Here is a 26,697-nt window from a genome sequence, read left to right on the forward strand (position 1 = left end):
CTCCGGGATTACTGCTGCGGCGCAACCATCTTGAACCGGATATTGATGTCGTCAGAGACCACGGTATCGGCAAACTCCCCTTCACCGATCTTGAAATCACTTCGCTTGAGGGTTAACTCGCCATCAAAGATGCCGATGGTGTTCTCCGCCTTCAGGAGGACCGGGACGGCCACCTCGCGGGTAACGCCCCTGAGCGTCAGTTTGCCGATGATTGAGTACTTGTTGTCACCCAGTGCCTTCACATGGGTCGATTCAAAGGTCGCCACGGGATAAACCGCCGTATCGAACCAGGCGGTTTTTTGCAGTTCCGTGTTGGCGTCACTGCTGCCGGCATCGATGCTGTCGAGCTGGATGGTCAGCGATGCATGGGCCGCTGCAGGCTTGGTCGTGTCGAAATCCAGCTTGGCTTCGAACTCGCCAAAGGTGCCGTACACCCGCGAGCTGAACTGGTTATACGTGAAGGAGATCTTGCTCGCGGCTTGATTGACGTGCGTGTACTGGACCGCGTGCACGCAGGGCAAGTAGCCAACAGTGAGCACGACGGCCAGAACAACGAGCCGCGGGAATCGAACATTCATGGGATTCTCCGTGAGGGCTCCCGTTATGAAGCGAACTGCCCGCACACGTGGGCCAGCGATAGGAGGACTAAAGCAAACAACTCGCGTTTCTTCCACTTGCAACACGTACTTCCGACCACCTGTCGGCCTTCCCGAGACAGCGCCCTGTATGGCCACCTTGACGGGTGTTTAATACCTGCTGCACTCACCGCTTCGGGAGACTGGTCATGAAAATCGTCGTCATCGGAGGTACCGGCCTGATCGGCAGCAAGGTCTGCAAAAACTTGCAGGAACTGGGCCATGAAGCCTTTGCGGCGTCACCGAGCACCGGGGTCAATGTCATCAGCGGCGAAGGCCTCAAAGAGGCACTCAAAGGCGCCGACGTGGTGGTCGACGTGGCGAACTCACCCTCTTTCGAAGACCACGCGGCGTTGCATTTCTTTGAAACCGCCGGGCACAACCTGTTCGCGGCGGAGAAGTTCGACGGGGTCAAACACCACGTGGCCCTGTCCGTCGTTGGCACCGAGCGGATGCTCGACAGCGGTTACTTCCGGGCAAAAATGGCCCAGGAAACACTGATCAAAAAATCGGGCATTCCCTACACCATCCTGCGGGCCACGCAGTTCTTCGAGTTTATCCACGCCATCGCTCACTCCGGGCGTGAGGAAGGCGACACCATTCACCTGACGTCCGCTGCGCTGCAACCGGTGGCTTCGGACGACGTCGCGGTGGCGCTGACCGATATCGCGCTCAAAGCGCCGGTCAATCAGACCGTCGAAGTGGCCGGGCCTGATAACCGCCCGCTCGTCGAGTTCGCCAGCGATTACCTGAAGCACACCCAGGACCCGCGCCAAACCGTCGCGGACGACACGGTTCCTTACTTTGGTGCGCCGATCAATGACCAGTCACTGACACCAGGCGCCAATCCCATCATTGGCGCGACGCGGTTCCAGGACTGGCTCAAGACCCACTAGGCCACTGTTTGAGCAGGAAAACTTAAACGCTGAACGGACCTAACATTGGCTCGCCACCGCCCGTGAAGAAATAGCGGCGTCGTCCTGTTGTTTCACTCGCTGAGTCAACACCAGCATGCTCAGGAAACCCAGTGCGATCAGCAGCGGATACGCCATCAACAGTTCGGACAGGGAGTATTTCCAGGCCAACGGCCGACCGACGCCCAGCATGGCTGCATACATCCAGGACACGGCCGACAGCGAGCCGCAGAACAGCGCGAGCATCCGTGCGCTGAACCCGAGATCGAGCAAGGAGCCTGCCTTCTGCAACGCAGGCAATACCAAGCGATGTAGCAAGATGCCGTTGTAGGTCAGCAGCATGACAATGATCACTTTGGCTTGAAGTTTTGGGTTCATGAAGTAGTTCATACCTTTGTCCAGGTAATCAATACCGATCACCGCGGCGCCCGTCACCCACAAGGCTATCAATGCAACGATCACAGACTTCTGCAGACTTTCCATATGAGCATGGTCGTGCTCAGTGAATGTTTTTCGTTTTAACAAATCTTTAACCATTGCAATATCACTGGTCAACACCAAACCAATGGCCACACAACAAGACACTAAATGAACGTAAATAACGCCCAACCGCAAAAATTCCATACACTCTTTATTTTCGAGCAGGCTCATAATTGTATTTATCGCCACGGTACTTTCTCCACCTTGTTCGATAGTACAGACCGACAACTAACAGGGCATTTAACTCTTTAAACCCTTGTGCGATCTTACTTTTATAAGAGATGCCAAATCGCAGACCTGACACTGCGCAGCCCATTGATTCACTTGGCAAACCAATGATCGACTTGTTTACCGCCTCCTGAATTTCAGATAAAAAAATCCCCATTTGCAGTCACTGCATATGAGGTTCGTTTTCCACTTCTTTTCTACGACTGCTAAGCAGGTCATGGTGACGTGCTGAAGTATCAGAGGGTGTTACGCCTCGAATGTTCATTTTTTAAGCAGACTACCGACAAACGGTTACTTCAGCGGAAACAATTGAAACTGACAACGAATCGATAACTTCTCCGTAAGCCGCGCGCTAACTGGCGCGCTTTAAATTATATAAGTCCCAGCCTCTTTCATTGGATCCATTAGTCGTTGCGTTACTTACGAAAAATGTAATAGAGACCTGCTCGCAATTACCCCTATGTACGACTAAACAGTCATACTTTTTCACCTCTAGAACTCAGGCTCCCTCCAGCCCCCCTCAACCGTCGATAGCCGACGCGAACGGGAGCCAGACACACACTTCGAAACCCTCTTGCCGACCTGTTGCAGGGGAGCTCAATTCCATTCTCGCGTTAACCCCCTGAACAATCGTTTTGGCAATCGCCAGGCCCAATCCTGAACCGCTGATCTCACTGTGACCTCGTACAAAGCGCTCGGTCAGATGTCGCAACACCGATTCCGGTACCACCGGGCCGCCATTGACTATCCGCAATTGCGCCTGTTCCGTGAGGTTGACTTCGATCGGTTCATCCGTTGCGCCGTATTTCAGAGCGTTCTCAATCAGGTTGCGCAACAAGATGCCAAAGGCGTCCGGGTCAATGTTCGAGTACACGCTGGCCTGGTGTGGCAGTTGCAGCTCAATGCGCTGGCCGCTGCGCTGGTTCCATTCATCGACGCCATGGGCCAACAACGGAATCAGGTCCTGAGGCGTTTCGGACAACAACCCACCGCCCTCGGCCTTGGCCAGCTGCATGAGCTTTTCCGACAGCCGCGCCAGCTCACGCAAGGCGTTTTCAATCTTCGCCGCCCGCACCCGCAACGGGCCTTCAGGCGCCTCGTGGTGCAACCGCTGGATCTGCGCCAGGGTCGCGGCCAGTGGCGTACGCAGTTCATGGGCGCTGTTGGCGGTAAAGCTGCGCTCGGCTTCGAGGGCTTTGCGCAAGCGTTCCAGCAAGTGGTTGACCGCCTCGGCCAACGGATCGATCTCTGCCGGCAGGCGGGCCACCTTGATCGGTGACAGATCACCGACACCACGCGCCTCAACCGCACGACGATACGCCAACACACTGCGCAGGCTGATCCGCACGAACAGCCAGGTGCCCAACAGGCTGACGGGAATCAGCGCAAACAGCGGCAACAACAAGGCAAACAAGGCTTCCCGCGCGGCTTCACGGCGATGATCCAGCGGCTCGGCGATCTCAATGAACAGCGTTTCACGCAATGCACTGGCGCCATACAAGCGGTACTTTTCAGTGGTTGAAAAACCCTCGGTCGGTTGTTGGTTGAAGATCTTCGGGTTGGCGTCGTGGGACTGCATCAGGATCTTGCCGCTGGCATCGCGCACCAGGTACGTCAGGTATTCCTTGTGCATTTTCAACGTCGCAACGTGCTGAGCTTCACGGGGTTCTTCCCGGTTACTGATTTCCAGCACGGCCAACGGCAAGATGCGTTGCGCGGTCTCTTCCAGCGCGCTGTCGAATGCCTCGTCCAATTCATGTTGCACCACCAGCCAGGCACCGACGGTTGCGCCCAGCCAGAGCAAGGTCATGCCCAAGGTCAAACCCAGGCCGAGACGTTTTTGCAGGCTCACAGAAGGCTTCATACGGCCATCAACCGGTAGCCCATGCCGCGCACGGTTTCGATCAGATCGCGCCCCAGTTTTTTACGCAGCCGACTGATATAAACCTCGATGGTATTGCTCTCGATTTCGGCACCGAAGGCATACAGCCGTTCTTCCAGCTGCGACTTGGACAACAGCGCGCTGGGGCGCTGCACAAACGCTTCGAACAGCGCCCACTCACGAGCCGTCAGGTCCACGGTGGTGCCGGCACGCTGCACGGTGCGTGCGCTCATGTCGACCTGCAAATCACCGAGTCTGATCTGCGGGTTGGGGTTGCCGCTATAGCGTCGGGCCACCGCGGCCACACGGGCCGAGAGTTCAAACAGGTCGAACGGTTTGACCAGGTAATCATCAGCCCCGGCATTGAGGCCGGCGATACGGTCGGAGATCTGATCCTGGGCGGTCAGAATGATCACCGGGGTCACGTCCCCTGCCGAGCGCTGCTGACGCAAAAAATCCAGCCCGCGCCCGTCCGGCAGCATCAGGTCAAGCAGGATCAAGTCGTAAGGCGTGGTGCGCACACTGTTGCGCGCATGGTCCAGGCGCTGCACCCAATCGACGGCGTGGCCGTCATCGGCGATCTGCTCGCGCACCGCCTCCCCCAGCCCTGGTGCGTCCTCGACCAATAAAACCCGCATCTGGTACCCCCCCGTGATGGTTGTCGTGCAGCACCTTAATCGCCTTACCTGACGTCAATCTGAAGATTCAGCTAGTTGTCAGGAATGCACCTTAGGGTATGCCACAGACGCCGACCTCGGCAGGAGACAGATCATGAAAACAGGTTTTATTGCCAATGCCGCGCTGTTGAGCCTGCTGCTCAGCGGTTACGCCCTGGCCGATGACGATTGCAGCGACCCGGTGAGCGACTGGCAACCGCGCGAGACTTTGCGTCAGCAGGTCGAGCGGCAATACGGCTGGAGCGTGCAGCGCATCAAGGTCGACGACGGTTGTTACAAGCTCAAGGGCTTGGACCGCAAAGGCAATGCCATCGAAGCCAGTTACTCACCCGCCTCGCTGCGCCTGCACACACTTGAGATTCATTTCCGCGACGACGGCGATGCCAGGGATTACCTCGGCAGCCCGCTTGCCGAATGACGCCCTATCTGTCGATTAGTTTTCCTGCGTTTCAGGTTGCTGTCAGCCAGCAGGTCCAGTCTCTCGACCTAACGATCAAAAGGACACCCTCATGAAAAAGATCATCGCAGCTACTTGCCTCGCCAGCGCCATTGCCTTGCCGGGTCTGGCCCAGGCCCGTGAAGTGACCTTGACCACGCAGCTCAAGGACTACAGCGGCAATGATGCGTACCTGGCGATCTACGTGACAGACGCTAATGGCCAATATCAGAAAACCCTCTGGGTGGCCGGCAAGAAGGCCAAGTACTACAAGCATCTGGGCGACTGGGCCCGTGGCAGCGGGATGAACCCCAGCGAGTTTGACGGGGTCAGCGGCGCCAGTGTCGGCAGTGGGCGCACGCTCAAAGTCAGCGTCGAACTGGCAGACACCCTGATTGATGCCGGGTACCAGATTCGCATCGACAGCGCCGTCGAGGACAAACGTGACGCCCGCGCCGATGTCAGCGTGCCCCTGACGTCCAAAGGCTCAGGCAAGCCGGCGACCGGCAGTGCCTACGTCGACGCCTTTACTTACGATCTGTAGCACCCACCATTTCTGGAGGCTGAACATGCTTCGTCAGTTCCATTCCCTGCCCGGCCTGATCGCTGCCCTGTTGGTCATGTTGTTGGCCATCAGCGGCGCGATCCTGTCGGTCGACCCGGCGTTGGAACGCCTGCACAGCACGTCCACTCATGCCGGACAACTCAACGTCGGCCAGCTGGCCGGGCGCGTTGCCAACCACTTTCCGGGCGTGGAGCAGATCCAGCGCACAGCCTCCGGCACGGTCATCGTCTACTACAACCATAACGGTCAGGCTGGCGCAGAAAAGGTCGACCCGTTGACCGGCCAAGGCCTTGCGCCCTACGAGCCATCCGCCTTCTCACGCTGGGTGAAAGAGCTGCATCGCTCGATGTTTCTTGGCACGCCGGGCCACGGCGTGTCGGGAGTCGGCGCGCTGTTCATGCTGATGCTGTCGGTGTCCGGCGCGCTATTGCTGGCCCGGCGCCTGGGTGGCTGGCGCAACCTGCTGCGGCCACTGCGGGGCACCTTCAGCCAGCGCTGGCATGCTGAAGTCGGGCGACTGGCGTTGCTGGGGCTGCTGCTGTCGGCATTGAGCGGGCTCTACATGTCCGCCACCACCTTGGGTTTTGTCGCCGACGGCAGTCAGAGTGAACCCGCCTTCCCCGCCCACGTCAGTACCGGTCCGGCGTTGCCCGTGACGAATCTGCAAGCCTTGCAGGCCACCGACCTCAATGACCTGCGCGAACTGGTCTACCCCAGCCCCGATAATGCGCAGGATGTATTTTCTCTGCGCACGGCCCAGGGCGACGGCTACGTGGACCAGGCCAGCGGCGCTTTGCTGTCCTATCAGGCCCACGACTCAATGCACACCCTCTACGAATTGATCTATCAACTGCACACCGGCGAAGGCCTCTGGTGGCTGGGCTTGCCGCTAGGGCTCTGCGCCCTCTGCGTACCGTTGATGAGCGTGACCGGTATTGTATTGTGGTGGCGCCGCCGCAAGGCGAGCCCGACCCTGCGCCACAACAGCCCCGCCCACTCTGCCGACAGCGTGATTCTGGTGGGCAGTGAAAACAACAGCACCTGGGGCTTTGCAAAAACCTTGCATGACGCTTTGCACCTGGCTGGACACCGGGTGCATAGCGCGACACTGAATCAATACGCCAACCACTACAGCAACGCCCAACGGGTGTTTATCCTCACCGCGACCCACGGTGACGGCGATGCGCCGGCCTCGGCTTCGCAGTTCCTGGCGCAGCTGGCGAAAACCGGCCTCAAGCCCGGCCTGCCCTTTGCCGTGCTGGGCTTTGGAGATCGGCAGTTTGCGCAGTTCTGTCAGTACGCCCATCAGGTGCAGGACGCGATGTTGCAGGCCGGTGGCTCGCCGCTGCTGGGGCTGGAAACCGTCAACCGTCAGTCCTCTCAGGCGTTTGCGCGCTGGGGCCACGCGTTGGGTGAAGTGCTCCAGCATGACCTGACACTGGTCCATACCCCGCAGCGACCACAGACCCATCCATTGGAGCTGACAGAGCGAATTGTCTACGGCGAACAGGTGAACGCGCCGACCCACGTCTTGCGCTTCAATGCACCTGGCAAGCTGCCGGACTTTCTGGCCGGCGACCTGGTCGGGATTTTGCCCCCGGGCAGTCCGATCCCGCGTTTCTACTCGCTGGCCAGCGGCTCGCAGGACGGTGTGTTGGAAATCTGTGTACGCAAACACGACGGTGGCGTGTGCTCGGAATTTCTCCATGACCTGGACATCGGCGGGCCAATTGAAGCGTTTATCCAGCCCAACCCGCAATTTCGCCCGGCGTCGGGCACGCACCCGGTGATCCTGATCGGTGCCGGTACCGGCATCGGTCCCCTGGCCGGTTTTATCCGCAACAACACGGCCCGACACCCGATGCACTTGTATTGGGGCGGGCGCAACCCGGCCTCGGATTTCCTTTATGAACCGCAGCTCAATCAATACTTGTCGGACCGCCGCCTCACGGCATTGCGTGCCGCCTTCTCTCAGGTGCAGGACCGCAGCTACGTGCAAGACCGGCTGGTCAGCGATGCCCTGGCCTTGCGCCGGCTGATTGAAAAAGGCGCCCAGGTGCTGGTGTGTGGCAGCCGCGAAATGGCCAAAGGCGTGATGCAAGCCCTCGATGAAGTGTTGGCGCCGCTCAACCTGAGCGTGCTGACCCTCAAGGCACAAGGACGCTACCGTGAAGACGTCTACTGAGTTGCAACGCTACAGCCTGAACGGCGAGACCATGGGCACTCGCTACACCGCCCTGTTCTATGCCGATGCCGGGATTGATACCGTCGCAGTGAGCCACAGCCTGGCCAGCGCCGTGGCCCGGGTGGATCAGCAAATGTCCACCTGGAAGCCCGACTCGGACCTCAATCGCCTCAACGCCGCCCCGGAACAACAATGGGTCTCGGTGCCTGAGGAACTGGCGACGGTGCTGTCTGCAGCACTGCGCGTCAGTCAGCAATCGGGCGGTGCCTTCGACATCGCGGTCGGTGATCTGGTTGACGCCTGGGGGTTCGGCCCCGCAGAACAGACGGTGACAGAGCAGGCGCTCGCCACGACGTCGTCCCACGCGCGATTGTCAGCCAGCGCCGCGCTGGTGGTTGATGGGCAACGCAATCAGGTGCGCAAACGCGCACCACTGCAGCTTGATTTGAATGGGATCGCCAAAGGGTTTGGCGTTGATGAACTGGCCCGTTGCCTGGACGGATTGGGCATCACCCGCTACCTGGTCGGCATCGATGGCGAGATGCGCGCCCGCGGTGTCAAGCCGGATGGCCAGTGCTGGGCCGTGGCCCTGGAAAAGCCCAACCGGGGCGTGCGTGAAGTCATGGGCGTGATGGAACTGGGTGATGCCGCTATCGCGACCTCCGGGGACTATCGACACTGGGTCGACGTCGCCGGTCAGTCCTATGCCCATACCATGAACCCGGCCACCGGCGCGCCGTTGTGCAACACGCTCGCCGCCGTCACCGTGGTGGCGGCTTCGTGCATGCTCGCCGATGCCTGGGCCACGGCGCTGATGGTGCTGGGCGAAACCGAAGGGCCACGTCTGGCACAGGAACGCGGGATGGACGCATTGTTCGTGCTGCGCGACGGCCAACAGTTCAAGGAAATATCCATTGTCGGCGGTCAATTGCAGGCGCAGATTGAAACCCGTCCGATGTGAACCGTTTAATGACAGTGAGTCGCTCTCAACCATGAAGTTCATGCACAGGCACACCGAGTCCCACCGCAGTGATCGTATCGGCTGGCTGCGCGCCGCCGTCCTTGGGGCCAACGACGGGATTGTCTCGACCGCCAGCCTGCTGATCGGCGTTGCGGCCGCCAACGCCAGCCACGCCACGTTGCTGGTCACTGGCATGGCAGGCCTGATGGCCGGTGCCATGTCCATGGCCGCAGGCGAATACATCTCCGTCCACTCCCAGGCCGATACCGAGCGAGCAGACTTGTCCCGCGAACAGGCCGAGTTAGCCAGTGATCCGAAAGCCGAACACATCGAACTCGCCAACATTTACATGCATCGTGGCGTCTCCCCCGAGTTGGCGCATCAGGTCGCCGATCAATTGATGGCCCATGACGCACTGGGCTCCCACGCCCGGGACGAATTGGGCATCAGTGCCACCCTGACCGCCAAACCCTTGCAAGCCGCCCTGGCCTCCGCTGCCAGCTTTGTGGTGGGTGCCGCGCTGCCCCTGGCGGTGACGTTTGTCGCATCGGAGCACAGCGTGGTGCCCTGGATATCGGGCATGTCATTGGTGTTTCTCGGAACGCTGGGCGCCATTGCCGCCCGGGCCGGCGGGGCCAATGTCATGACCGGAGCCTGGCGGGTGACATTCTGGGGGGCGCTGGCCATGGGCATTACGGCACTGGTGGGGCACTTGTTTGGCGCCGTGGTCTAGTTCACGTTCCTTCCTGCAAAAAACAAAGGGCGCCCGTTAATGAAAACGGGCGCCCTTTGCACGCTGCCTACCTATACCACGCCGACAAAATCACTCGCAGTCAGGGCCACATGCCCGACCAGATCAATTTGGAAATCGGCGCCACTGCCGCTGTTCACATTGCCCTCCACATAGGTGTGATCGACCCCGCCGACATTGACGAAGTGGTACTTCAATTGCGCCTGGTTGTTGAACTCGGTGCCGGCGCCGTTCCACTCGCCGAGGAAGGTGAAGTCCTGATTCCCCGCAGAACCTGCGCCAGAGGTCCGGGCATCGATCAGCGACAAGTCGATATGGTCACTGCCTTGGGTAAAGTCGGTAATCACGTCTCGGCTTGCGGTCGAGGTACCCGAGTCGTTGGTCGAGGAGAACACAAACATGTCCGCCCCCGCACCGCCGGTCAACGTATCGCGGTTGCCATAACCGGTCAGCGTGTCGGCGCCACCGCCACCACTCAAGGTGTCGATACCGCCCTGCCCGGTCAGGGCGTTATTGGCGTTGTCGCCGGTCAGGGTGTTGGCACCCGTGCTGCCGATGACATTCTCGACACCGGTCAAGGTGTCGCTACCGGTTTGTGAACTGCTGGCCAGGCCGGTGGAGAGGTTGACCGTGGCGTTGGCCGAGGTCCCTGACAAGTCATAGGTATCGGTGTCGCCACCGCCGTCGTAGCTGTCATTGCCATCGTTGACCGACGCCCGGAAGGTGTCATTGCCGAGCCCACCGAACAAGCTGTCCAGGCCTTGCCCGCCGACCAGCGTATCGTCACCGCTGCCGCCGTCCATCCAGTCATTGCCGCCTTGGCCTTGCAACAGGTTGCTGACGCCGTCGCCCTGAATGTGATCGTCGCCAGAACTGCCGGTGACGTTCTCGATGCCGGTCAGGGAGTCGTTGCCGGTCTGGGTGCTGGTTGACGTGCCGGCGATCAAATCGACCGTGGCGGGCGCCGAGGTGGCCGACAAATCGTAGGTGTCGGTGCCCGTGCCACCGTCATAGTGGTCGTTGCCGTCGTTCAGCGAAGCCAACATCGTGTCGTTGCCGGCCTCACCAAAGACCGTGTCGTTGCCGGCCAGCCCGCTGAGTTGGTTGTTACCGCTGTTGCCATGGATCACGTTGTCCAGCGCGTTACCGGTGCCGTTGATGTTGTTCGAGCCCAGCAGGGTCAGGTTCTCGACGTTGGCACCCAGGGTGTAGTTGACCGAGGACATGACGGTGTCGGTGCCTTCGTTCAGATTCTCCTGAACCACATCGCCATTGGCATCGACCATGTAGATGTCGTTGCCGGCATTGCCGCGCATCGTGTCGTTGCCGGCGCCGCCGTCCAGCAAGTCGGAACCCAGCCCGCCGTTGAGGACATCATTGCCCGAGTAGCCCAACAGGATGTCCTGATAGTTGGTGCCATTGAGCGTATCACCAAAGAAGAATGAGTTAGTGCCTTCGATGAAGCGCCCTACCGCTTCCGAAGGGTCGGACGTCAGTTGTTCCACCGTGCCGTTGTTGTCGGTGTACGTGGTGATGACCCGCAGCTGCTGGCCGTACTGCGCATTAGTGGGCGCAAAGGTCGACGCATTCGCCCCGGCGATACTCAACCAGGTCGCCCCCACTAGTGCCTGCCACTGATAGGAGAACCCGCTTGGCCCAGGCAAGCCGTCCGCATCCTGGATGGCCGAGGTGTTGGCAGTCAGCCGGTATTGGGCCGGCACCGGACGACTTGGCGTGGTCGGTGCGGTGGCATAACCCGACAGCACCACATTGCCAGTCGGCAGGTGATTGGTGATGCTCAGGTTGATCGTGCGGTCGGCGAAGCGCAGTTTTTCAACGCCGATGACAATATCGGTGCCATCGACGTTAGCCGCGCCCACCCGCAGGTCCACCACTTTGAACGCCGTGATCAGCTCGCCGCCCGGCCGGGTATCGGTGAACTTGGTGATGCTGTAATTGGCATAGTTGCCCGAGTAGATGGCCGTGTCCGCCGCGCCGTCGGCGGTGCCGGCGGCCTGGTGGTTATCGCCCAGGACGAAGTCGGGTCGGGTCGATTGCAAGCCGGTGAAGTGCTCGGCAAACCCTTGACTGGCCAGCAGGTGATTCAGATCAGCGAGTTTGATCGAATCACCAACGATCACGTCATTGCCGCCATTGCCTTGGGAGACATCGTCACCACTGCCGCCAATCAGCCAGTTCTCCGTGGCATTCCCGATCAGGCCCGCCAGCGGATTGGCCGGTGTGACGGTGTTGGCACGGGCGTCGCTGAAGCGTGAACCGATCAACCCTTCGATGTCCGTCAGCAAGGCGTTGAACGGCTGAAACAACACTGAAGTGCCCGGTGCCGCCACGATGTTCTGATTGTTGAGGTCTGCTGCCGCGTCCAGCGCAATGTTCACATCGCTGAAGGCCGCGATGTCGAAGCCCACATCGCCAATGGCTTCGTCACCGTCACCCTGACCCGGCGCGCCACCCAGGCCCGGCAACAGAATGTCGTCGCCGGCACCGCCAAACTCCTGGTCGCCGGTGGAGCCGCCGGAAATGATGTCGTCGCCGTCCTCACCGAACAGGATGTCCGGGCCGTCGCCGCCGTAGATCTCATCATTACCGTCACCGCCATGCACCAGGTCGGTGTCGCCACCGGCATCGATGTAGTCATTGCCGGCACCACCGTACAGCTCGTCGATCCCGGCTTCGCCATAGAGATGGTCATTGCCGTTACCGCCAATCACCACATCGAGGGCACCGGCGCTGGTCCCGGCATAGATGGTGTCATCCCCTTCCCCACCATCGAGGAAGTCTTCGATATCACCGCCATAGATCACGTCGTTGCCGTCGCCACCGTAGATGTGGTCGGCACCGGCCTTGCCATCCAGGATGTCGTCGCCGCCTTCACCGTAGATCGTATCGTCACCATCCCCGGCATCGAGCCAGTCGTTGTAGTCGGTGCCGACCAACACTTCGTGGGAGTTGTAACCCACGGCCGCGGTGCCATCGGGGTTCTCGCCCTGGTCCGGACGGTAGTCCCGGATATAGGTTTGCGCGGTATGCGTTTCCGGATTGGTCAGGCTGACCAGCAAGCCATTGCCGCCAATCCCGCCCGCACCACCGGTTGAGTAGACACCGACATGGTTGGCCGCGATCAGCGTGCCGTACTTGTGCTCGCTCTTGTACGCCGTGGCACTGGCGCCGGAATCGGTGTAGCTCAATTCGACGTAGCTGTCGGCATAGCCAAAGACATCACCGGCCAGGTGCCGGGCGTCGGTGGTGCGTTCAATGATGTCCTTGAACTGTTCGGTGACCACCTGCTCATTGAGGTTGGTCATCGCCGGCAAGCCGAGGTCGAGGCGGAACAGGTAATAGAAACGGTCACCGTCCATCAACCGTTCCATCTGGTCCTCGAAGATGGCGTTGAACGTGGTACCCAGTTGCCCGGTGTAGACGTGTTTTTCCGCCAGGCCACCGATCCACAGGTCAATCGCGTTGTAGCCGTCATAACCTGCCACGTGATTGCCGTTGGCGTCGGCTGCACCTGAGAGGAACAACGCCGCCTGTTCGGCCGTGACACTGCCGCCGGCATAGTTGACGGTGAGGCCCGAGACATCGGCATCGATGATCGCCTGAGCATGGGCTTTATCACCGTCGAAGGAATACGCGGCGATGAAGTTCACCAGGGATTCGGGGTGAATCATGTTGTTGGCGAAGTCACTCCAGCTCGTATAAGGCGTCAGGCCATCGACGATCAGGTTGGTGTGGTGCTGCGCGCCAGCCGGCGAGGCACGCTCGGCAATCAGCGCATCATGGATCTGCTGACGCGCCTGGTTCAAGGTGGGCAGACCGAGGTCGCGACCACGGGCCAGGTTGATGGTCGCTAGGTCCAGTGGCTGTCCGAGCAAGCCTTGTTGCAACGCCGGGGTGACAAATTCGTCGATTTCGTTGCTGATCTGCCGGGTCATGCCCAACGCGATGGCGGTCGGTCCCACTTCGGCGAAACCGCCAGGGTTGAGGAAAGCCTGCTCAAGCGCATAGTGGGTGATCGCGCCGGTCAGGTCGTAGCCGCCACTGGCATTTTTTTCCAGAGCATCGATGGTTTCACGCAATTGCGAGTGACCGAAACGGAACGCCGCCTGGCCATATTCCAGCGAGATGTTGGTATTGATGCCCGAGTCGTAAGTCACGAACTCTGGCAAGTCCGGGGTAATCAGCCGCGCGTATTGGTCGATCGCGACGTGCTGATATTCCATTTCCACGGTCAGCTTCGCGGCGTAGAACAGCTTGTCCTGATCCCAGGACACGGTGACGCCATCAGCCAAGGTGAAGTTGCCATTGGCATCGCTGTAAAAACCGCCGCTGCCGTTGCTGATCTGTACCTGCCAGTTGTGGCGCACAGTGGCGTCGGTCTGCGCCAGCACCTCGTTCTGCAGGTTGATCAGCTGCACGTTGTGGTCTTCGTGGAAGACGTGGTGAATGGCGGTCAGGCCGAAGTTTTCGTTCACCCGACCATCACCGGCAATGTAGTGGTCGCCCACCGATTGCAGGAGCAATTCGTTGGCCACCGCAAAGTCGGCACTGCCGGGCGCCGCGCTGATGGAGAAGTCGGAAAAGTTGACGAAGCTGAACAGGTTCTTCGGCCCCGAGTTGTCATAGTTGATGACCATCCCGAACGGGTTGTTCGCGTCGAAAGTAATGCTGGTGATGTGCGCATCCAGCGACATCAGTTTCGCTTGATCGATATGCACATCGTCGAAGTGCGGGTTCATGTCCAGCAGGATCGCTTCGCGGGTGTACACCGCTTGCACGCCCGCCGTGGTCGGGTCGGCGTCCAGCACATGACCATGGGCATCGCGGACGCGGAAGTTGGCGACGTCGTCCCACGTCAGGTCGTCACGACCGGTGGCCAGCACGTGGGCACGCAGCTCACTCAAGGTCGGCAGGGTCTGGTGAGTCAGCACACCGTTGAGGGTCCAGGCGGCTTCGTCACTCAGGGTCGTGCCGTCAAACAACGCCGCCCCGGCAATGAATTGGCCAGGGTGATTAGGGTCCGCCACCCACTCACGCAGCAATTGAGTCACGGCATCGTTGGAGCCATAAGTCTGGTTCTGATCGATGTACGGCGAGTCGAGGTTGACGTATTGCGCCTGACCTTGACCATCCACTTCGCTGACCGAGGCGCGGTGCACCTTGATCGAGTAAACCGGTTGTCCGTCCGGGCCAATCGAGCCATACAGCGGATCATCCGGGGCTAAAGGAATGGTGATCGTCGCGTTTTGATTGGGCTTGTTGATGAAGTCCAGGCCGTGGTCGAAGAACTGCCCGAACAAGGTGAACCAGCCGGTGGTCGACGGGTCTCCGCTGACGGTGTTCTGGTTGCGAATGTAGTACTGGCCGGAGTCAGGCGAAGTGGTGTCGACTTCGCCGATGGTGCCGAGAATGCCCGGATTCGTGACGATCGCCACGCCCGTGGCGGTGTGCTGAATATGCCCATTGGCATCGGTGGCAAAGGTCACCCCGCCACTGACGATGGTCTGGCTGATCATCCGTGGTGTGTAGTCCACCAGCGAGGCTGTCGGATCGCTATACAGTGAACTACTGTCAGTCATGGGCGTGGCACCGACGGGAACACCGGCGCCCGTCAACGCGGCGTTGCTCATGTTCTGGTGAACGTAGTGCGTGTAGTCCGAGTGGGTCAGGCGGATGAAGTTCTGCCCGAAACTGCCCCAACTCTGTCCGTCCTGGGTCAGGTTATTGAAGTGGCCAGAGACGTCGCGTAAACCGATAGGGTCCCGTGCGCCGTTGTACCAGCTGGTTTCACCGACCGGAACATCCAGCGGGTTGAAACTGCCGAGAATCCCGAGCACATGGACATTGCCGTCAGAGCCGCTGTAACCGTAAAGCGGTTCACCGGCGGCGTTATAACCCACGACATGGATGGTTGGAAACGAAACCTGCTGCTCAAGAAACGAAATATCGTTTTGATTGAGGGTGAAGCGCTTTAGCTCATACATGGCAATCTCCAGATATCCGTTGAGTTGCAGGGTTTTCCAACCGACTTATCACGATGATCAGGGAACCGGACCGATGGCAAAAGATGCAAAAGTCGAATCAAAAAACGAGACTTTTGTCAGTGACCAGACTGAGACTTTGGTCGAGCCTCTCTCGGCCAGCGAGCGTGGCCACAAGGCAAACTGGCGCGTCAGGTTCAAGACCCGCGCACGCAACCTGAGTCGCTCTACACAATTTGTGATCGCCGCTGCGCTGATCCTGGGACTGACAATGTTTTTCGTCGGCAAACTGGTCAGTGCGCGCATAGAACGCGCCGCCGTGCAAAGCGCAGCGGAGGCCGGCGCTCACTATATGGAAGCGTTCCTGGAACCCTACGTTCAGGAGATGAGCCGCGATAACGGACTGTCGGCGTTGAGCATTGAATCCCTCGACCGCCTCATGGAGAGCCGTTCGCTGAAACGGCACATTGTCTCGATCAAGATCTGGCGAGCAGACGGCACGGTGGTTTACAGCACCGACAAATCCATCACCAATCGCAAATTCCCGATGGATGAAATCGCCGGTGCAATCAAGGGCAACGTGGTCACCGACCTTGAGGACCTGGACCAGGAAGAGAATGAGTTCGAGCGAAAGCTGAACGTACCGCTCTATGAAATTTATGCACCGCTGCGGGAGTTCAATACCGGGAAAATCATCGCGGTGGGCGAGTTCTATGAAATGGCGGCCAGTCTGGAGGAGGAAATCAATCGCGTCCGCCAGCAAGTATGGATGGTGGTCGGTGCCGCGACCCTGGCGATGCTGACGCTGCTGTTCTTTATTGTCCGGCGCGGTGACAAGATCATCCAGCGTCAACAAGTGGCGTTGCGCTTGCGACTGCTGGAGCAAACCCGGTTGCACATCAGCAATGCCGCGTTGCAACGCAAGATGACCAACGCGACTCAGGAGTTTTCACGAATAAACGAACTGACCCTGCGGCGCATCGGGGCCGACCTGCACGACGGCCCTGCGCAGCTGTTGACCCTGATTCTCATCCGCCTCGACGACCTTGCCGAACACTGCACGGAGGTCGATCAGGAGTCGATGGAAACCATCCGGGGGGCGGCGACCGATGCATTGAGGGAGGTACGGGATCTTTCCCGGGGGCTGGCCCTTCCGGAAATCAACGATCTGACCCTGCTGGAGGAGTTGCAGCTCGTGGCGCAACGACATGAGCAGCGCACCGGCACCAAGGTCAAATTGAAACTGGGGCAATTGCCCGATGAGGTGTCGTTGCCGCTCAAGCTGTGCATCTATCGCTTTGTGCAGGAAACCCTGAACAACGCGTACCGCCATGCCGCAGGCAAAGGTCAGGTTCTGAGCGGTAACCTTGTTAACGGGACGTTGCTCATCACGGTCAACGATAATGGCCCGGGCATGAGCGCCGATGCCCTGGTGGCCGACATTCACGGCAGGACGCGATTGGGGCTGGCGGGGTTGCGTTATCGGGTGGAGTCGCTGGGCGGTGTGTTCCACATTGATTCAACAACCGGCAATGGCACGTCAGTCACCGCACAATTCAAGTTGTAGTCAGGAGCCACCTCGGGCGTCCAGCGGCGACGTCACATGAAGTCGGCCAATGCTTTCGCGTTCCCAATAGCGCCTCAAGGCGGTGACCGCTTCCACACGATTGCGGGCATGCAGTTTTTGCATCACGCAGGTCATGTAGTACTTGACGGTTTTTTCGCTGATCAACAGTTTGGAGGCCACTTCCTTATTCGTCAGGCCCTTTGAGACTTCGCGAATAATCTGCTCCTCCCGATGGGTGAGGTCGATCTTGCGAACTTCCGCCTCATGTTTTTTGAAATTGCTCAGCAGCTTGTTGGCAAATTCGGGGGTGATGTACGTTTCGCCCCGGGCGATGGACCGGATCGCCAGCACCAGGTCAGGCCCGCTAATCCCTTTCAATACATAACCGCGTGCTCCCGCCTCGAGCGCCGAATAAGCATCATCCTCTGACTCGGACACTGTCAGCATCAACACCTTCACATCCGGCAACTGCGTGGAAATGAACCGCACCGAGCCGAACACGTCGCCCGGCATATTGACGTCCATCAGCATCACGTCCGGCCTCATTCGTATCGCGATGCCCCGGGCTTCATCCGCGCTGCCACCCTGCTCCACGACTTGCAAATCCGCCCTCTTCCTCAACGTATTGGCAACACCTTCACGCAACAACGGATGATCGTCGACGATGCCAATCCGGATGAACGGGTTCATGAAAAACTCCTGAAAGGGCCAAGTATTCGAATACCCATTGATTAATAGCAGGTAACCCGAACGGGCGCTGGGCACCGGTCGGAAGTGCCGGGCACTTTGAGGCCGAAAATTAGACTTAGGTCGCACGAAATTTGACCGTCAATAAGCAATCTTCGTCATAAGCCTCTGAAAAATCAGCTCCCAACCCATTGTTTTTGAACGCTGTCAAAAACGTCAAAAAAACTTTTAGGCCGAAAACCCGGATCAGCCCTCCATCCGACCAACAGTCGTTCCCCTACGCTGAGGTACATAAATCCACGGCACGGGGACCCTCCGATGGACAAGAAAAGCCAGCAGCGATCCGAGTTTGCCGAGGTGTTTTTTCAGTTGCGCCATACGTTTTATTCGCTGGCCGGGTTCAGTGGCGTCATCAACGTGCTAATGCTGGCGCCGGCCATCTATATGCTGCAGGTGTATGACCGGGCGCTGGTCAGCAGCAACCTCACCACGCTGCTGATGCTGACCCTGCTGATGATCGGTTTATACACCTTGCTGGCCATGCTGGAAGTGGTGCGTACCCGCGTGCTGATCCGGGTCGGCAACCGCCTGGACATGGCCCTGAACCGTCGTGTCTTTACCGCCGCGTTCGAGCGCAACTTGCAGCGGGCTGGCGGCAACCCGGCCCAGGCTCTGCAAGACCTGGCGCAGGTCCGGCAGTTTCTGACCGGCAATGGATTGTTCGCGTTCTTCGATGCGCCATGGACGCCTATTTATCTGTTCGTCGCCTACCTGATCCACCCCTTGCTCGGAATCGTCACCCTGTGCGGATCGCTGATCCTGGTGTCCCTGACCTGGCTCACCGAGATCGCCACCAAAAAGCCGTTGGGCGAGGCGAACCAGGCGTCACAAATCTCGGGCACTTTCGCCAACAACAATCTACGCAACGCCGAAGTCATCGAAGCCATGGGCATGTTACCGGCCATCACCCAGCGCTGGTTCGGCAGCCACCTGCGGATTCTCGAAATGCAGACCCTGGCCTCCGACCGTGCGGCTTACATCAGTGGGTTGGGGCGGTTCGTGCGTATCACCCTGCAATCGTTGATCCTCGGTACCGGCGCCCTGCTGGCCATCGAAGGCTCGATCACCCCCGGCATGATGATCGCTTGCTCGATCCTCAGCGGGCGCGCGCTGGCGCCCGTAGAACAACTGATCGGCGCCTGGAAGCAATTGCTCACCAGCCGTCGCGCCTGGTCGCGGCTCAAGCAACTGCTGCAAGAGTTTCCGCCCCGGGCCGATGCGATGAAACTGCAACGGCCACTGGGCATGCTCTCGGTGGAGCACTTGCACGCCGGGGCGCCGGGCATGAGCCAATCGATCATTCGCGGGCCGCACTTCAACCTGTCGCCGGGGGAATCGCTGGGCATCATCGGCCCGTCCGCGTCGGGCAAATCCACGTTGGCCCGGCTGCTGGTGGGCATCTGGCCGGCGCAAAGCGGCAAAGTACGGCTCGACGGCGTGGACGTCTACCTGTGGAACAAGGAAGAGCTCGGCCCCTGGGTCGGCTACCTGCCCCAGGACGTGGAATTGTTCGAAGGCAGCATCGCCGACAACATCGCCCGTTTCGGTGAGGTGGACAGTGACGCGGTGATCGTCGCGGCCAAACGGGCCGGTGTACACGACATGATCCTGCGGTTTACCCACGGTTATGACACGACCCTGGATGTAGACGGCAACCCGCTGTCGGGAGGGCAACGCCAGCGCATCGGCCTGGCCCGCGCGCTGTACGGCGAGCCGTCGATCATCGTGCTCGATGAACCGAACGCCAACCTTGACGACGCCGGGGAAAAAGCCCTGATCGAAGTGCTGGAAGACCTCAAATCCCGAGGCTGCACCACGGTGCTGATCAGCCACCGCCCGAGCATCCTCGGCACCGTCGACAAAGTCCTGATGCTGCGCGAAGGCAGCACGCAATTGTTCGGTCCACGGGACGAAGTGTTTGCGGCATTGCGTCAAACCAGCGTGCTGCCGACGGTGGGCGCTCCGACCCTGTCAGCCGTTCGCGGGAGAGAATAAATGGGCGCCTTGAGTCTCGATCCGCGTGGCCAGGATTTGGTGCGCGCGGCGGCCAGTATCGATGTCGACGACCACCGTCCGGCACGTTGGGGCGTTTTGCTGGTGATCCTCGGCTTTGGTGGATTTCTGCTCTGGTCCTGGCTGGCACCGCTGGACGCCGGCATCGTCGCCACCGCCACGGTCAAGGTCACCAACAACCGCAAAACCATCCAGCACATCACGGGCGGCAGTGTCGAAGCGATTCTGGTGCGCGAAGGTGACAGCGTCAGCAAGGACCAGGAACTGGTTCGGCTCGACGCCACCCAGGCACTCTCGGAACAAGGGGTGGTGAACGCGCAGTACATCGCCACCAAAACCATGGAAAACCGCCTTGAGGCCGAGCGCGATGGCGCAGCCGACGTGGTGTTCGACCCCGCCATGTTGCAGCGTTACGCCGGCAACGATCATCTGAACGACGCCATCAACCTGCAACGTCATCTGTTCGCCACGCGTCGCACCAGCCTTGAGGGCGAAATTGGCATCCTGCGCGAGTCACTCAACTCCGCCGAAGCGCAGATCAAGGGTTTGCAGCACATCTACGGTGCCCGTTCGGCGCAGCTAGGGTTTCTCAATCAGGAGCTGGTCGGGGTCCGCCAACTCGCTGCCGAAGGCTATGTGCCCCGCAACCGGATGCTCGAACTGGAACGCAGCGGTTCTGATCTCATTGCCTCCCAGGCCGACAACCTGAACAACATTGCCAAGGCGCGGGGCCAGGTCGCCGACATCAAGCTGCGCATCCTTCAGCGCGAGTACGACTACCGCAAGGAAGTGCAGTCGCTGCTGGCCGACGTGCAGAAAGAAAACAGTGCCCTCACCGATCGTTTGCAGGCGCTGGATTATCAAGTCCGGCACACGGTGATCCGCTCGCCCATCGACGGCGTGGTCCAGGGCCTGAACGTGTCGACCATCGGCGGCGTGATTGCACCCGGATTCAAGATCATGGAAATCGTGCCGGCCCACGAACCGTTGCAGATCGACGCGATGGTACCGGTGCAAGCCATCGACCGGATGACGCCGGGTCTGCCGGTGACCATTTCGTTCCCTGCGTTCAATCACGTTCAGACCCCGAACATTCCGGGCCAGGTGTTGACCATTTCCGCCGACCGCCTGGTCAGCGACGACAACAAACAGCCCTATTACCTGGCGCAGATCGAAGTGACACCCGCCGGCATGGCCATGCTGGGCAGCAACCATATACGCGCGGGCATGCCCGCCTCCGTCACCATCAAGACGGGGGAACGCAACATGATGAGTTACCTGTTGAAACCACTGCTGGACCGTGTCAACAGCGCGTTCAAGGAGCAGTGACGTGAACCGCGGACGACGTTTTCTGAGTTTTGCCGCGTCGCTGTGCGTGGCACAGTCGGTGGCGGCGCTGGACCTGCGCGAGTCCTGGAACTTGATGCAGTTTCAGGGCCCGACCTACCTTTCCGCCGGTCACGAACGCGATGCTGCGCTGGAGAACCGCGCCATCGGTCAATCCGGAGTGCTGCCGAAAATCGGCATCACTGGCTTCGACAACCACATCAACGGCACGCAAAAGCAACCGAATTTTTTCGGCAACAGCCAAACCAATGACCTGAACTACAACTCGCGGGGCGCGACCCTGCAGCTGCGCCAACCACTCTTCAATAAACAGAAAATGGCCGAATATCGCCAAGGCGAATATCAGGCCGACTACGGTGTGGCCGTGTTCGACGGCAAGGCGCAGGATGCGGCCGTGAAGCTGGCCGGGCGCTATTTTGATGTGTTGCTGGCCCACGAAACCGTGGCGCTGGCGACGGCCAAGCTCAATTCTTTCAATGAACAAGTGGCCTCGACTCAGCGACGCAGGGAGCTGGGCGACGGCACCATCACTGACGTCGACGAAGCAGTGTCCCGCCGCGACCTGGCCCAGGCCGAGTTGATCGAGGCCGAGGACAGCGTGACCGTGGCCCGTCGTCTGTTGCAGGAATACCTGGGCCAGACACCCGATGAAATCGCCACGCTGCAAGACACCTTCCCGACGCCGCCGCTGCAACCGGACAACCTGCAGGAATGGATCATCCGTGCGGGTACCGACAGCCCTTCGATCCGTGCACGACGCTTGAACGTCAACACCGCCGACGAGGAAGTCGCCAAGGCCAAGGCCGGTCACTGGCCGACCCTTGATCTGGTGCTGGGGTATACCGCTGCCGACAGCGAAACCCTGTCCACCCAGAACCAGCGCAACCGCTACTCTTCTGCCGGCCTGGAGTTGAACATTCCGTTGTACAGCGGCGGCTATGTCAGCGCCCGGGCGCGGCAGAGCGTTGCCACCCGGGATCAGGCCGAAGATGACCTCAATGCCACCCGGGAAGAAATCATCTCGGGGACCACCCGCGAGTTTCGGGGCGTTCAAAGCGGCGAAGCGCGTATCCACGCACTGGAAAAAGCGGTGAAGTCCAGCGAGCGCTCAGTGGACTCATCGAAAAAAGGCTTCCTCGCTGGCAGCAGCACCAACGTCGACATTCTCAACGCCCAGGAACAGGTTTACACCGCCCGCCGCGACCTGTTCGAAGCCAAACTGCGTTACCTGTTGGCCAAGCTGCGATTGGCGGCAAATGTGGGTGCGTTAGGGGATGACGACATCGCCAGTGCCAATGCTTACCTGGGGCCGAAGTTGTCGTTTTGAGAGGAAGTTTTTTTTGCCCAGGCCCGCTGCAACAACTGCATGACCTCGGCATCCGACGTCTGGGAAAAATCCATGTACCAATGCCCGATCGACATCAGCCACTCAGGCATGATCGGGCACACCAGTTCATCGACTTCACCGCGCAACGCCTCGACCGTTTCGGGTGGCCCCACCGGCACCGCGACCACGATCCTGGACGGCCCGTGCACCCGCACTGCGTGAATGGCCGCCATCATTGAAGCGCCCGTCGCCAGACCATCGTCGATCAGAATCACCACCTGATCCTTGAGCTGCACCGGCGCACGCGTTCCCCGGTAAACCTGCTCGCGCCGCAGCAACTCCCGCGTCTCCCGCACCACCACCGCGTCGAACGCCGCCTTATCAATCGGGTGCGCCCGCAACGCCTGTTGATTGAGAATCTGGATACCGCCGCTGGCAATCGCGCCCATGGCGAACTCTTCGTGCGACGGCACGCCGAGCTTGCGCACCAGCATCAGGTCGAGGCGAACATCCAGCGCCGTGGCCACTTCATACGCCACCGGCACGCCGCCTCGGGGCAAGGCGAGAACGATCACGTCCGGGCGTTGAGCGTACGCTTGCAACGGCGCCACCAGACGCCGCCCCGCCGCCGGTCGGTCCTGCAAAATCATGTGCGATGAGGGACTCATTAGAAAACCTCCTCAGGCGATCACGCCTGCCGGTTTCATCACGCAGTCCCGAGGAATTGTCGGCCTGAGCGTGGCCGACAGCAAGCCTCTTGGCTTACACCAATCGCTCGATCCGCTGATGCCGCCAGACAAACCGGTAATACGCCGTCTGCAACGCCAGCATCCCCAGATACGCCACCGGAAACGCCATCCACACGCCTTGCAAACCAAAGTGCCCGTCCAGCACATACGCCACCGGCAATTGCACCAGCACCACGCAGAAAATCGACACCGCCATCGGCACCAACACCGTGCCGCTGGCACGCATGATGCCGCCGACGATCGCCTGGAAGCCAAACACCAACAGACTCCAGAGCATGATGTGCAACAAGTGCTCGGCCATTGCGCGCGTCGAGTCATCGGTGAGGAACAGCCCCAACAACCAGTGCGACAACAGGTAACCCAACACCACCAACCCACCGGTCAGGCACACGTTGATCAGCAACCCCGTGCGCAAAATCGGCCCCATGCGCTCAAGGCGCCCGGCGCCAATCGCCTGAGCCCCGAGGATCGACGCGGTGATCGCAATCGACAGCGCCGGAAACTGCACGTAATTGACGATCTGCGTCACCGCCCCATACGCCGCCGTCGCCTGCGAACCGTGCTGGTTCACCAGCGCCAGAATCACCAGTTCCGACACCGACAACACCACCATCTGCAACCCGGTCGGCAGGCCGATGCGCAACACCTTGCCGAGAATCTCCCGGTCCAGCTTCATCGCCGCAAACATCTCCCGATCCGGCGCCAGCGGATGGCCCTTGCGAATCAACCGCCACGCCAGCCACCCCATCGCCGACAAATTACCCGCCAACCCGGCATACGCCGCGCTCTGAATCCCCATCATCGGCAACCCAAACCAGCCACGGATCAACGCCGGCGTCAGCGCCAACCCGATACACGTCGACACCACCAACGCAATCAGCGGCGACACCGTATCGCTGACCCCGCGCAGGAGCTGGGTGAAGAGCACGTAGACCAGCAGCGACGGCATGATCCACATCATCACGTGGGCGTAGGCCACGGCGTCGTCCAGTACATCAGCCGGCGTGCCCAAACCCTGCAAGGCCGGCCGTGCGAACACACTGCCAAGGACGGCGGCGGTCAGGCCGATCATGGCGCCTAGCAGCAAGGTGGTGCCGGCGATGGTTTTCACCAGATGCGGCTCACGCGCGCCCCACGCCTGGCCGATGAGAACACCCGCCCCCGCGCCGAGGCCGATGACCAGGGCGATGAAGAAAAAGACGATGGGGAACATGCCGGACACGGCGGCCAGGGCTTGGGTGCCGAGCATTTGGCCGATGTAGATGCTGTTGACCGTGCCGGACATGGACTGGAGGAAGTTCGACAGGACCATCGGGGCGAGGAAAAGCAGGTAGGTTTTCCAGAGGGGTATGGGGTGGGTGGGGGTTTGCATTGAGGGTCCGTCTCGGGTGTGGGCGCGGTTTGAGGATTCTACGCCTGGGCATTGTTCGGAGACCGCTTCTATTTGGAAAATATGGAGCACTCGAGTAATAACTGGCGGCAATCCAGCCGATTGCTGCCCGTTGCGAAGGTTAGGAATCCACAACCCAGAGCGGACATCGGCAAGACACTCCGATTAGCTGAATTGACGCTCATACAGGGTGACCTGCTGAGGAAACAGCCCGCCATAGAGAGGATGTGGAATGCCGAAAACATTCACTTCGATGCACGGCGGCGGGAGCTCTTCGGAGTAATCCAGGATGGCTAATCCTGCACATGGAATGACCAGACCCGCTTCGGTCCGAACAGAAAGATCCAGAACGGTCTGGTGTTGATGGTTCGTGGAACACTGGTTCTGGATAGCTGCGTACCCAGCGGCAGGTTCGAATTGGCCGAAAGCAACGCCCATCGGGGGATCTCCGTAATCGAGCGCCGAGTAGCCCACCAAAACCAATCCGCTATAAATTGAGAATCGCATCATGAGACTGCCTGTTTTTTATCATGCATTGGACCTAACCGCGGTATATCACTCGGCTAGTCCTTAAGCGAAGATGAAGCAGTTGAGCGACCGGTTGATCCACAACCAAAAACTGCCAATCAATATGAGCAGAAAACAGCCAGAAATGGTCAGAGGTTTTTCCTAATGTTCATCGAATCCCTAGTCCATTTTTCGTTCCGGTTCAAAGCCTACTGGCGATTTCCTTCCAGATGTAGGCGTAGTTGTATTGCAGCCAGCGAACCAGAACTTTATCGAACTGCCGACGAAACCAGTTGCGCTCTCTAGCTGCCAGCCTTTCTTCTATCGACTCTCTGAGTATGTCGGGGTCGAACCCCGTCCATACCGGAGGCACAACTGCCACGAGATTGGTGAAGCACACCGGCGCGACCTCTGAATAGAGGATTGCGTAAAGTATTTCAGGGTCGACGCCTCTCACCTTATTCGCCACATAGTCAAAATCGACGGGGAAATCATTGAATGGCTCGGAAAGAGCGGCTCTGACTTTTGTCAGTTGTGGTTCAGTCAGAAGATGTCCCAATGTGTGAGCTCCTCTAACTCTTCGTCCAGTGAGCTCGCCACCGCTTCGCCTGCGACACCACCGGCGATTGTCCCTGCCAAGACAACTGCTAATGCACAAATGGGGGCGCCTGGGCCGCACAATGCGCTAACGCCCATCCCCGCAAGAATACCGCCGACCGCACCAGCACCGACGATGATGCCTTGGCGAGCTGCTTCTTTGGGTTTGTTGTCAGCATTCAATATTTGATAGGTTGCTAGAGCCGCCGTCACGAGAACACCAAGCTTGCCCATGATCAGCATTTTTTTGGTGCCGGTCGTGAATTTCGCATTATCACGGCCCGAAGATTCCAGGATGGCGTAGTGAACCTTGTTCTTTTCTACTTCTGAAAGGCTGTCGTAACCCTTCTGAAACAGGTTTTCAGAATAAATATCCAAAAGTGTTTTGAGTCCCTTTCCCTCTTTTTTCTTCCTCTGAACGATCGCCAACCCCTGTGCTGAAGTGAATTTGCGATGCTCCATCATGATTTTGTTTCGCATCTCATGACTGAACGTCACCCCTTCTTGTGCCGTAATCTTTCCCGCTTTCACGTCATCTCGGACTTGCTGAGACATGCGTTTGATATTCTTGGTATAGCTCGATCTGATTTTTTCATCAGAGATCGCATCCAGTGAAAATCTCAGCGCAGAACCCTCCATCAGCTCTAACGCCCTGTCGAGGGGAGAGTCTTGCAAGGCGTGCTCACGCTGAACGACATAGCTGCCGGTGACAATGTACGGCTCTGTCATAGGATGGT

21 protein-coding genes are annotated in these 26,697 nt (G+C 59.5%); 10 read left to right on the top strand and 11 right to left on the bottom strand.

Going from position 1 to position 26,697, the window contains the following annotated elements; all coding sequences use genetic code 11:
* Window positions 1-8: 8 nt before the first annotated feature.
* Window positions 9-578, bottom strand: coding sequence for a YceI family protein (locus EAH78_RS25980; RefSeq protein ID WP_140670333.1), 570 nt, complete (start codon window positions 576-578; stop codon window positions 9-11).
* Between the two features lie 206 nt (window positions 579-784).
* On the opposite strand from EAH78_RS25980, the gene EAH78_RS25985 reads away from it, so the two are divergent.
* Window positions 785-1,531: an SDR family oxidoreductase gene (locus EAH78_RS25985; protein WP_140670335.1), complete on the top strand. Its 747-nt coding sequence runs from the start codon at window positions 785-787 to the stop codon at window positions 1,529-1,531.
* Between the two features lie 39 nt (window positions 1,532-1,570).
* On the opposite strand, the gene EAH78_RS25990 is transcribed toward EAH78_RS25985, so the two are convergent.
* The 3 genes from EAH78_RS25990 to EAH78_RS26000 all read right to left on the bottom strand — a co-directional run bounded on the left by EAH78_RS25990 (window position 1,571) and on the right by EAH78_RS26000 (window position 4,777).
* The gene (locus EAH78_RS25990) at window positions 1,571-2,218 is read right to left on the bottom strand and encodes a hypothetical protein (RefSeq protein WP_140670337.1); all 648 of its coding nucleotides are present in this window, start codon (window positions 2,216-2,218) and stop codon (window positions 1,571-1,573) included.
* 559 nt (window positions 2,219-2,777) lie between these two features.
* Complete coding sequence (locus EAH78_RS25995; RefSeq protein WP_140670339.1) at window positions 2,778-4,121, bottom strand: sensor histidine kinase; 1,344 nt, start codon at window positions 4,119-4,121, stop codon at window positions 2,778-2,780.
* Window positions 4,118-4,777, bottom strand: coding sequence for a response regulator transcription factor (locus tag EAH78_RS26000; protein ID WP_123431968.1), 660 nt, complete (start codon window positions 4,775-4,777; stop codon window positions 4,118-4,120). Before EAH78_RS26000 ends, EAH78_RS25995 begins: the two co-directional genes overlap by 4 nt.
* 133 nt (window positions 4,778-4,910) lie before the next feature.
* Between EAH78_RS26000 and EAH78_RS26005 the strand changes: the two genes are divergently transcribed.
* From EAH78_RS26005 to EAH78_RS26025, 5 genes are all read left to right on the top strand, one after another.
* On the top strand, window positions 4,911-5,234 hold the full coding sequence (locus EAH78_RS26005; protein WP_140670341.1) for a PepSY domain-containing protein: 324 nt from the start codon (window positions 4,911-4,913) through the stop codon (window positions 5,232-5,234).
* A gap of 91 nt (window positions 5,235-5,325) precedes the next feature.
* Window positions 5,326-5,796 (top strand): DUF2271 domain-containing protein, encoded by a 471-nt coding sequence (locus tag EAH78_RS26010; protein ID WP_140670343.1) that lies wholly within the window; start codon window positions 5,326-5,328, stop codon window positions 5,794-5,796.
* 25 nt (window positions 5,797-5,821) lie between these two features.
* Window positions 5,822-8,002: a PepSY domain-containing protein gene (locus EAH78_RS26015; protein ID WP_140670345.1), complete on the top strand. Its 2,181-nt coding sequence runs from the start codon at window positions 5,822-5,824 to the stop codon at window positions 8,000-8,002.
* Window positions 7,986-8,963, top strand: a complete 978-nt coding sequence (locus EAH78_RS26020; protein ID WP_240051941.1) for an FAD:protein FMN transferase — start codon at window positions 7,986-7,988, stop codon at window positions 8,961-8,963. The genes EAH78_RS26015 and EAH78_RS26020 overlap by 17 nt, the downstream gene beginning before the upstream one ends.
* A 31-nt stretch (window positions 8,964-8,994) precedes the next feature.
* Complete coding sequence (locus EAH78_RS26025; RefSeq protein WP_140670347.1) at window positions 8,995-9,696, top strand: VIT1/CCC1 transporter family protein; 702 nt, start codon at window positions 8,995-8,997, stop codon at window positions 9,694-9,696.
* A gap of 71 nt (window positions 9,697-9,767) precedes the next feature.
* Here the strand turns inward: EAH78_RS26025 and EAH78_RS26030 are convergent, their stop codons facing one another.
* Entirely contained in the window at window positions 9,768-15,719 is a 5,952-nt protein-coding gene (locus EAH78_RS26030; RefSeq protein WP_140670349.1) for a peroxidase family protein, read from the bottom strand.
* A 73-nt stretch (window positions 15,720-15,792) separates the two neighbouring features.
* Here EAH78_RS26030 and EAH78_RS26035 point away from each other — a divergent pair, with 73 nt between their 5' ends.
* Window positions 15,793-17,283 (top strand): sensor histidine kinase, encoded by a 1,491-nt coding sequence (locus EAH78_RS26035; RefSeq protein ID WP_140670351.1) that lies wholly within the window; start codon window positions 15,793-15,795, stop codon window positions 17,281-17,283.
* Here the strand turns inward: EAH78_RS26035 and EAH78_RS26040 are convergent, their stop codons facing one another.
* Window positions 17,284-17,973, bottom strand: a complete 690-nt coding sequence (locus EAH78_RS26040; protein WP_140670353.1) for a response regulator — start codon at window positions 17,971-17,973, stop codon at window positions 17,284-17,286.
* Window positions 17,974-18,288: 315 nt separating this feature from the next.
* Between EAH78_RS26040 and EAH78_RS26045 the strand changes: the two genes are divergently transcribed.
* The 3 genes from EAH78_RS26045 to EAH78_RS26055 are packed head-to-tail and all read left to right on the top strand — an operon-like array spanning window position 18,289 to window position 22,717.
* Entirely contained in the window at window positions 18,289-20,025 is a 1,737-nt protein-coding gene (locus EAH78_RS26045) for a type I secretion system permease/ATPase (protein ID WP_140670355.1), read from the top strand.
* The gene (locus tag EAH78_RS26050) at window positions 20,026-21,372 is read left to right on the top strand and encodes an HlyD family type I secretion periplasmic adaptor subunit (RefSeq protein ID WP_140670357.1); all 1,347 of its coding nucleotides are present in this window, start codon (window positions 20,026-20,028) and stop codon (window positions 21,370-21,372) included. It begins immediately after the preceding gene.
* 1 nt (window position 21,373) lies between these two features.
* Window positions 21,374-22,717: a TolC family outer membrane protein gene (locus EAH78_RS26055; protein WP_240051942.1), complete on the top strand. Its 1,344-nt coding sequence runs from the start codon at window positions 21,374-21,376 to the stop codon at window positions 22,715-22,717.
* Here EAH78_RS26055 and EAH78_RS26060 read toward each other — a convergent pair.
* From EAH78_RS26060 to EAH78_RS26080, 5 genes are all read right to left on the bottom strand, one after another.
* A complete protein-coding gene (locus EAH78_RS26060) occupies window positions 22,690-23,385 on the bottom strand; it encodes a phosphoribosyltransferase (RefSeq protein WP_140670359.1) in 696 nt (231 codons plus the stop codon). The genes EAH78_RS26055 and EAH78_RS26060 overlap by 28 nt on opposite strands.
* 94 nt (window positions 23,386-23,479) lie before the next feature.
* Window positions 23,480-24,838: an MATE family efflux transporter gene (locus tag EAH78_RS26065; protein ID WP_140670361.1), complete on the bottom strand. Its 1,359-nt coding sequence runs from the start codon at window positions 24,836-24,838 to the stop codon at window positions 23,480-23,482.
* 183 nt (window positions 24,839-25,021) lie between these two features.
* A complete protein-coding gene (locus EAH78_RS26070) occupies window positions 25,022-25,366 on the bottom strand; it encodes a hypothetical protein (protein ID WP_240051943.1) in 345 nt (114 codons plus the stop codon).
* Between the two features lie 199 nt (window positions 25,367-25,565).
* Window positions 25,566-25,922 carry a DUF7079 family protein gene (locus tag EAH78_RS26075; protein ID WP_140670363.1) on the bottom strand — a complete coding sequence of 119 codons (357 nt, stop codon included), beginning with the start codon at window positions 25,920-25,922 and terminating at the stop codon, window positions 25,566-25,568.
* A complete protein-coding gene (locus tag EAH78_RS26080) occupies window positions 25,907-26,689 on the bottom strand; it encodes a hypothetical protein (RefSeq protein ID WP_140670365.1) in 783 nt (260 codons plus the stop codon). Before EAH78_RS26080 ends, EAH78_RS26075 begins: the two co-directional genes overlap by 16 nt.
* Window positions 26,690-26,697: the final 8 nt, after the last annotated feature.

The organism is Pseudomonas arsenicoxydans (assembly GCF_006438915.1).
Classification (GTDB): domain Bacteria; phylum Pseudomonadota; class Gammaproteobacteria; order Pseudomonadales; family Pseudomonadaceae; genus Aquipseudomonas; species Aquipseudomonas arsenicoxydans_A.

Coding starts and splice junctions, on each gene's coding strand:
- EAH78_RS26070 (WP_240051943.1), bottom strand. CDS start 25,366: ATGATGCGATTCTCAATTTATAGCGGATTGGTTTTGGTGGGCTACTCG.
- EAH78_RS25980 (WP_140670333.1), bottom strand. CDS start 578: ATGAATGTTCGATTCCCGCGGCTCGTTGTTCTGGCCGTCGTGCTCACT.
- EAH78_RS26025 (WP_140670347.1), top strand. CDS start 8,995: ATGAAGTTCATGCACAGGCACACCGAGTCCCACCGCAGTGATCGTATC.
- EAH78_RS26045 (WP_140670355.1), top strand. CDS start 18,289: ATGGACAAGAAAAGCCAGCAGCGATCCGAGTTTGCCGAGGTGTTTTTT.
- EAH78_RS26065 (WP_140670361.1), bottom strand. CDS start 24,838: ATGCAAACCCCCACCCACCCCATACCCCTCTGGAAAACCTACCTGCTT.
- EAH78_RS26015 (WP_140670345.1), top strand. CDS start 5,822: ATGCTTCGTCAGTTCCATTCCCTGCCCGGCCTGATCGCTGCCCTGTTG.
- EAH78_RS26010 (WP_140670343.1), top strand. CDS start 5,326: ATGAAAAAGATCATCGCAGCTACTTGCCTCGCCAGCGCCATTGCCTTG.
- EAH78_RS26080 (WP_140670365.1), bottom strand. CDS start 26,689: ATGACAGAGCCGTACATTGTCACCGGCAGCTATGTCGTTCAGCGTGAG.
- EAH78_RS26030 (WP_140670349.1), bottom strand. CDS start 15,719: ATGTATGAGCTAAAGCGCTTCACCCTCAATCAAAACGATATTTCGTTT.
- EAH78_RS25985 (WP_140670335.1), top strand. CDS start 785: ATGAAAATCGTCGTCATCGGAGGTACCGGCCTGATCGGCAGCAAGGTC.
- EAH78_RS26040 (WP_140670353.1), bottom strand. CDS start 17,973: ATGAACCCGTTCATCCGGATTGGCATCGTCGACGATCATCCGTTGTTG.
- EAH78_RS26000 (WP_123431968.1), bottom strand. CDS start 4,777: ATGCGGGTTTTATTGGTCGAGGACGCACCAGGGCTGGGGGAGGCGGTG.
- EAH78_RS25995 (WP_140670339.1), bottom strand. CDS start 4,121: ATGAAGCCTTCTGTGAGCCTGCAAAAACGTCTCGGCCTGGGTTTGACC.
- EAH78_RS26060 (WP_140670359.1), bottom strand. CDS start 23,385: ATGAGTCCCTCATCGCACATGATTTTGCAGGACCGACCGGCGGCGGGG.
- EAH78_RS26050 (WP_140670357.1), top strand. CDS start 20,026: ATGGGCGCCTTGAGTCTCGATCCGCGTGGCCAGGATTTGGTGCGCGCG.
- EAH78_RS26005 (WP_140670341.1), top strand. CDS start 4,911: ATGAAAACAGGTTTTATTGCCAATGCCGCGCTGTTGAGCCTGCTGCTC.
- EAH78_RS26035 (WP_140670351.1), top strand. CDS start 15,793: ATGGCAAAAGATGCAAAAGTCGAATCAAAAAACGAGACTTTTGTCAGT.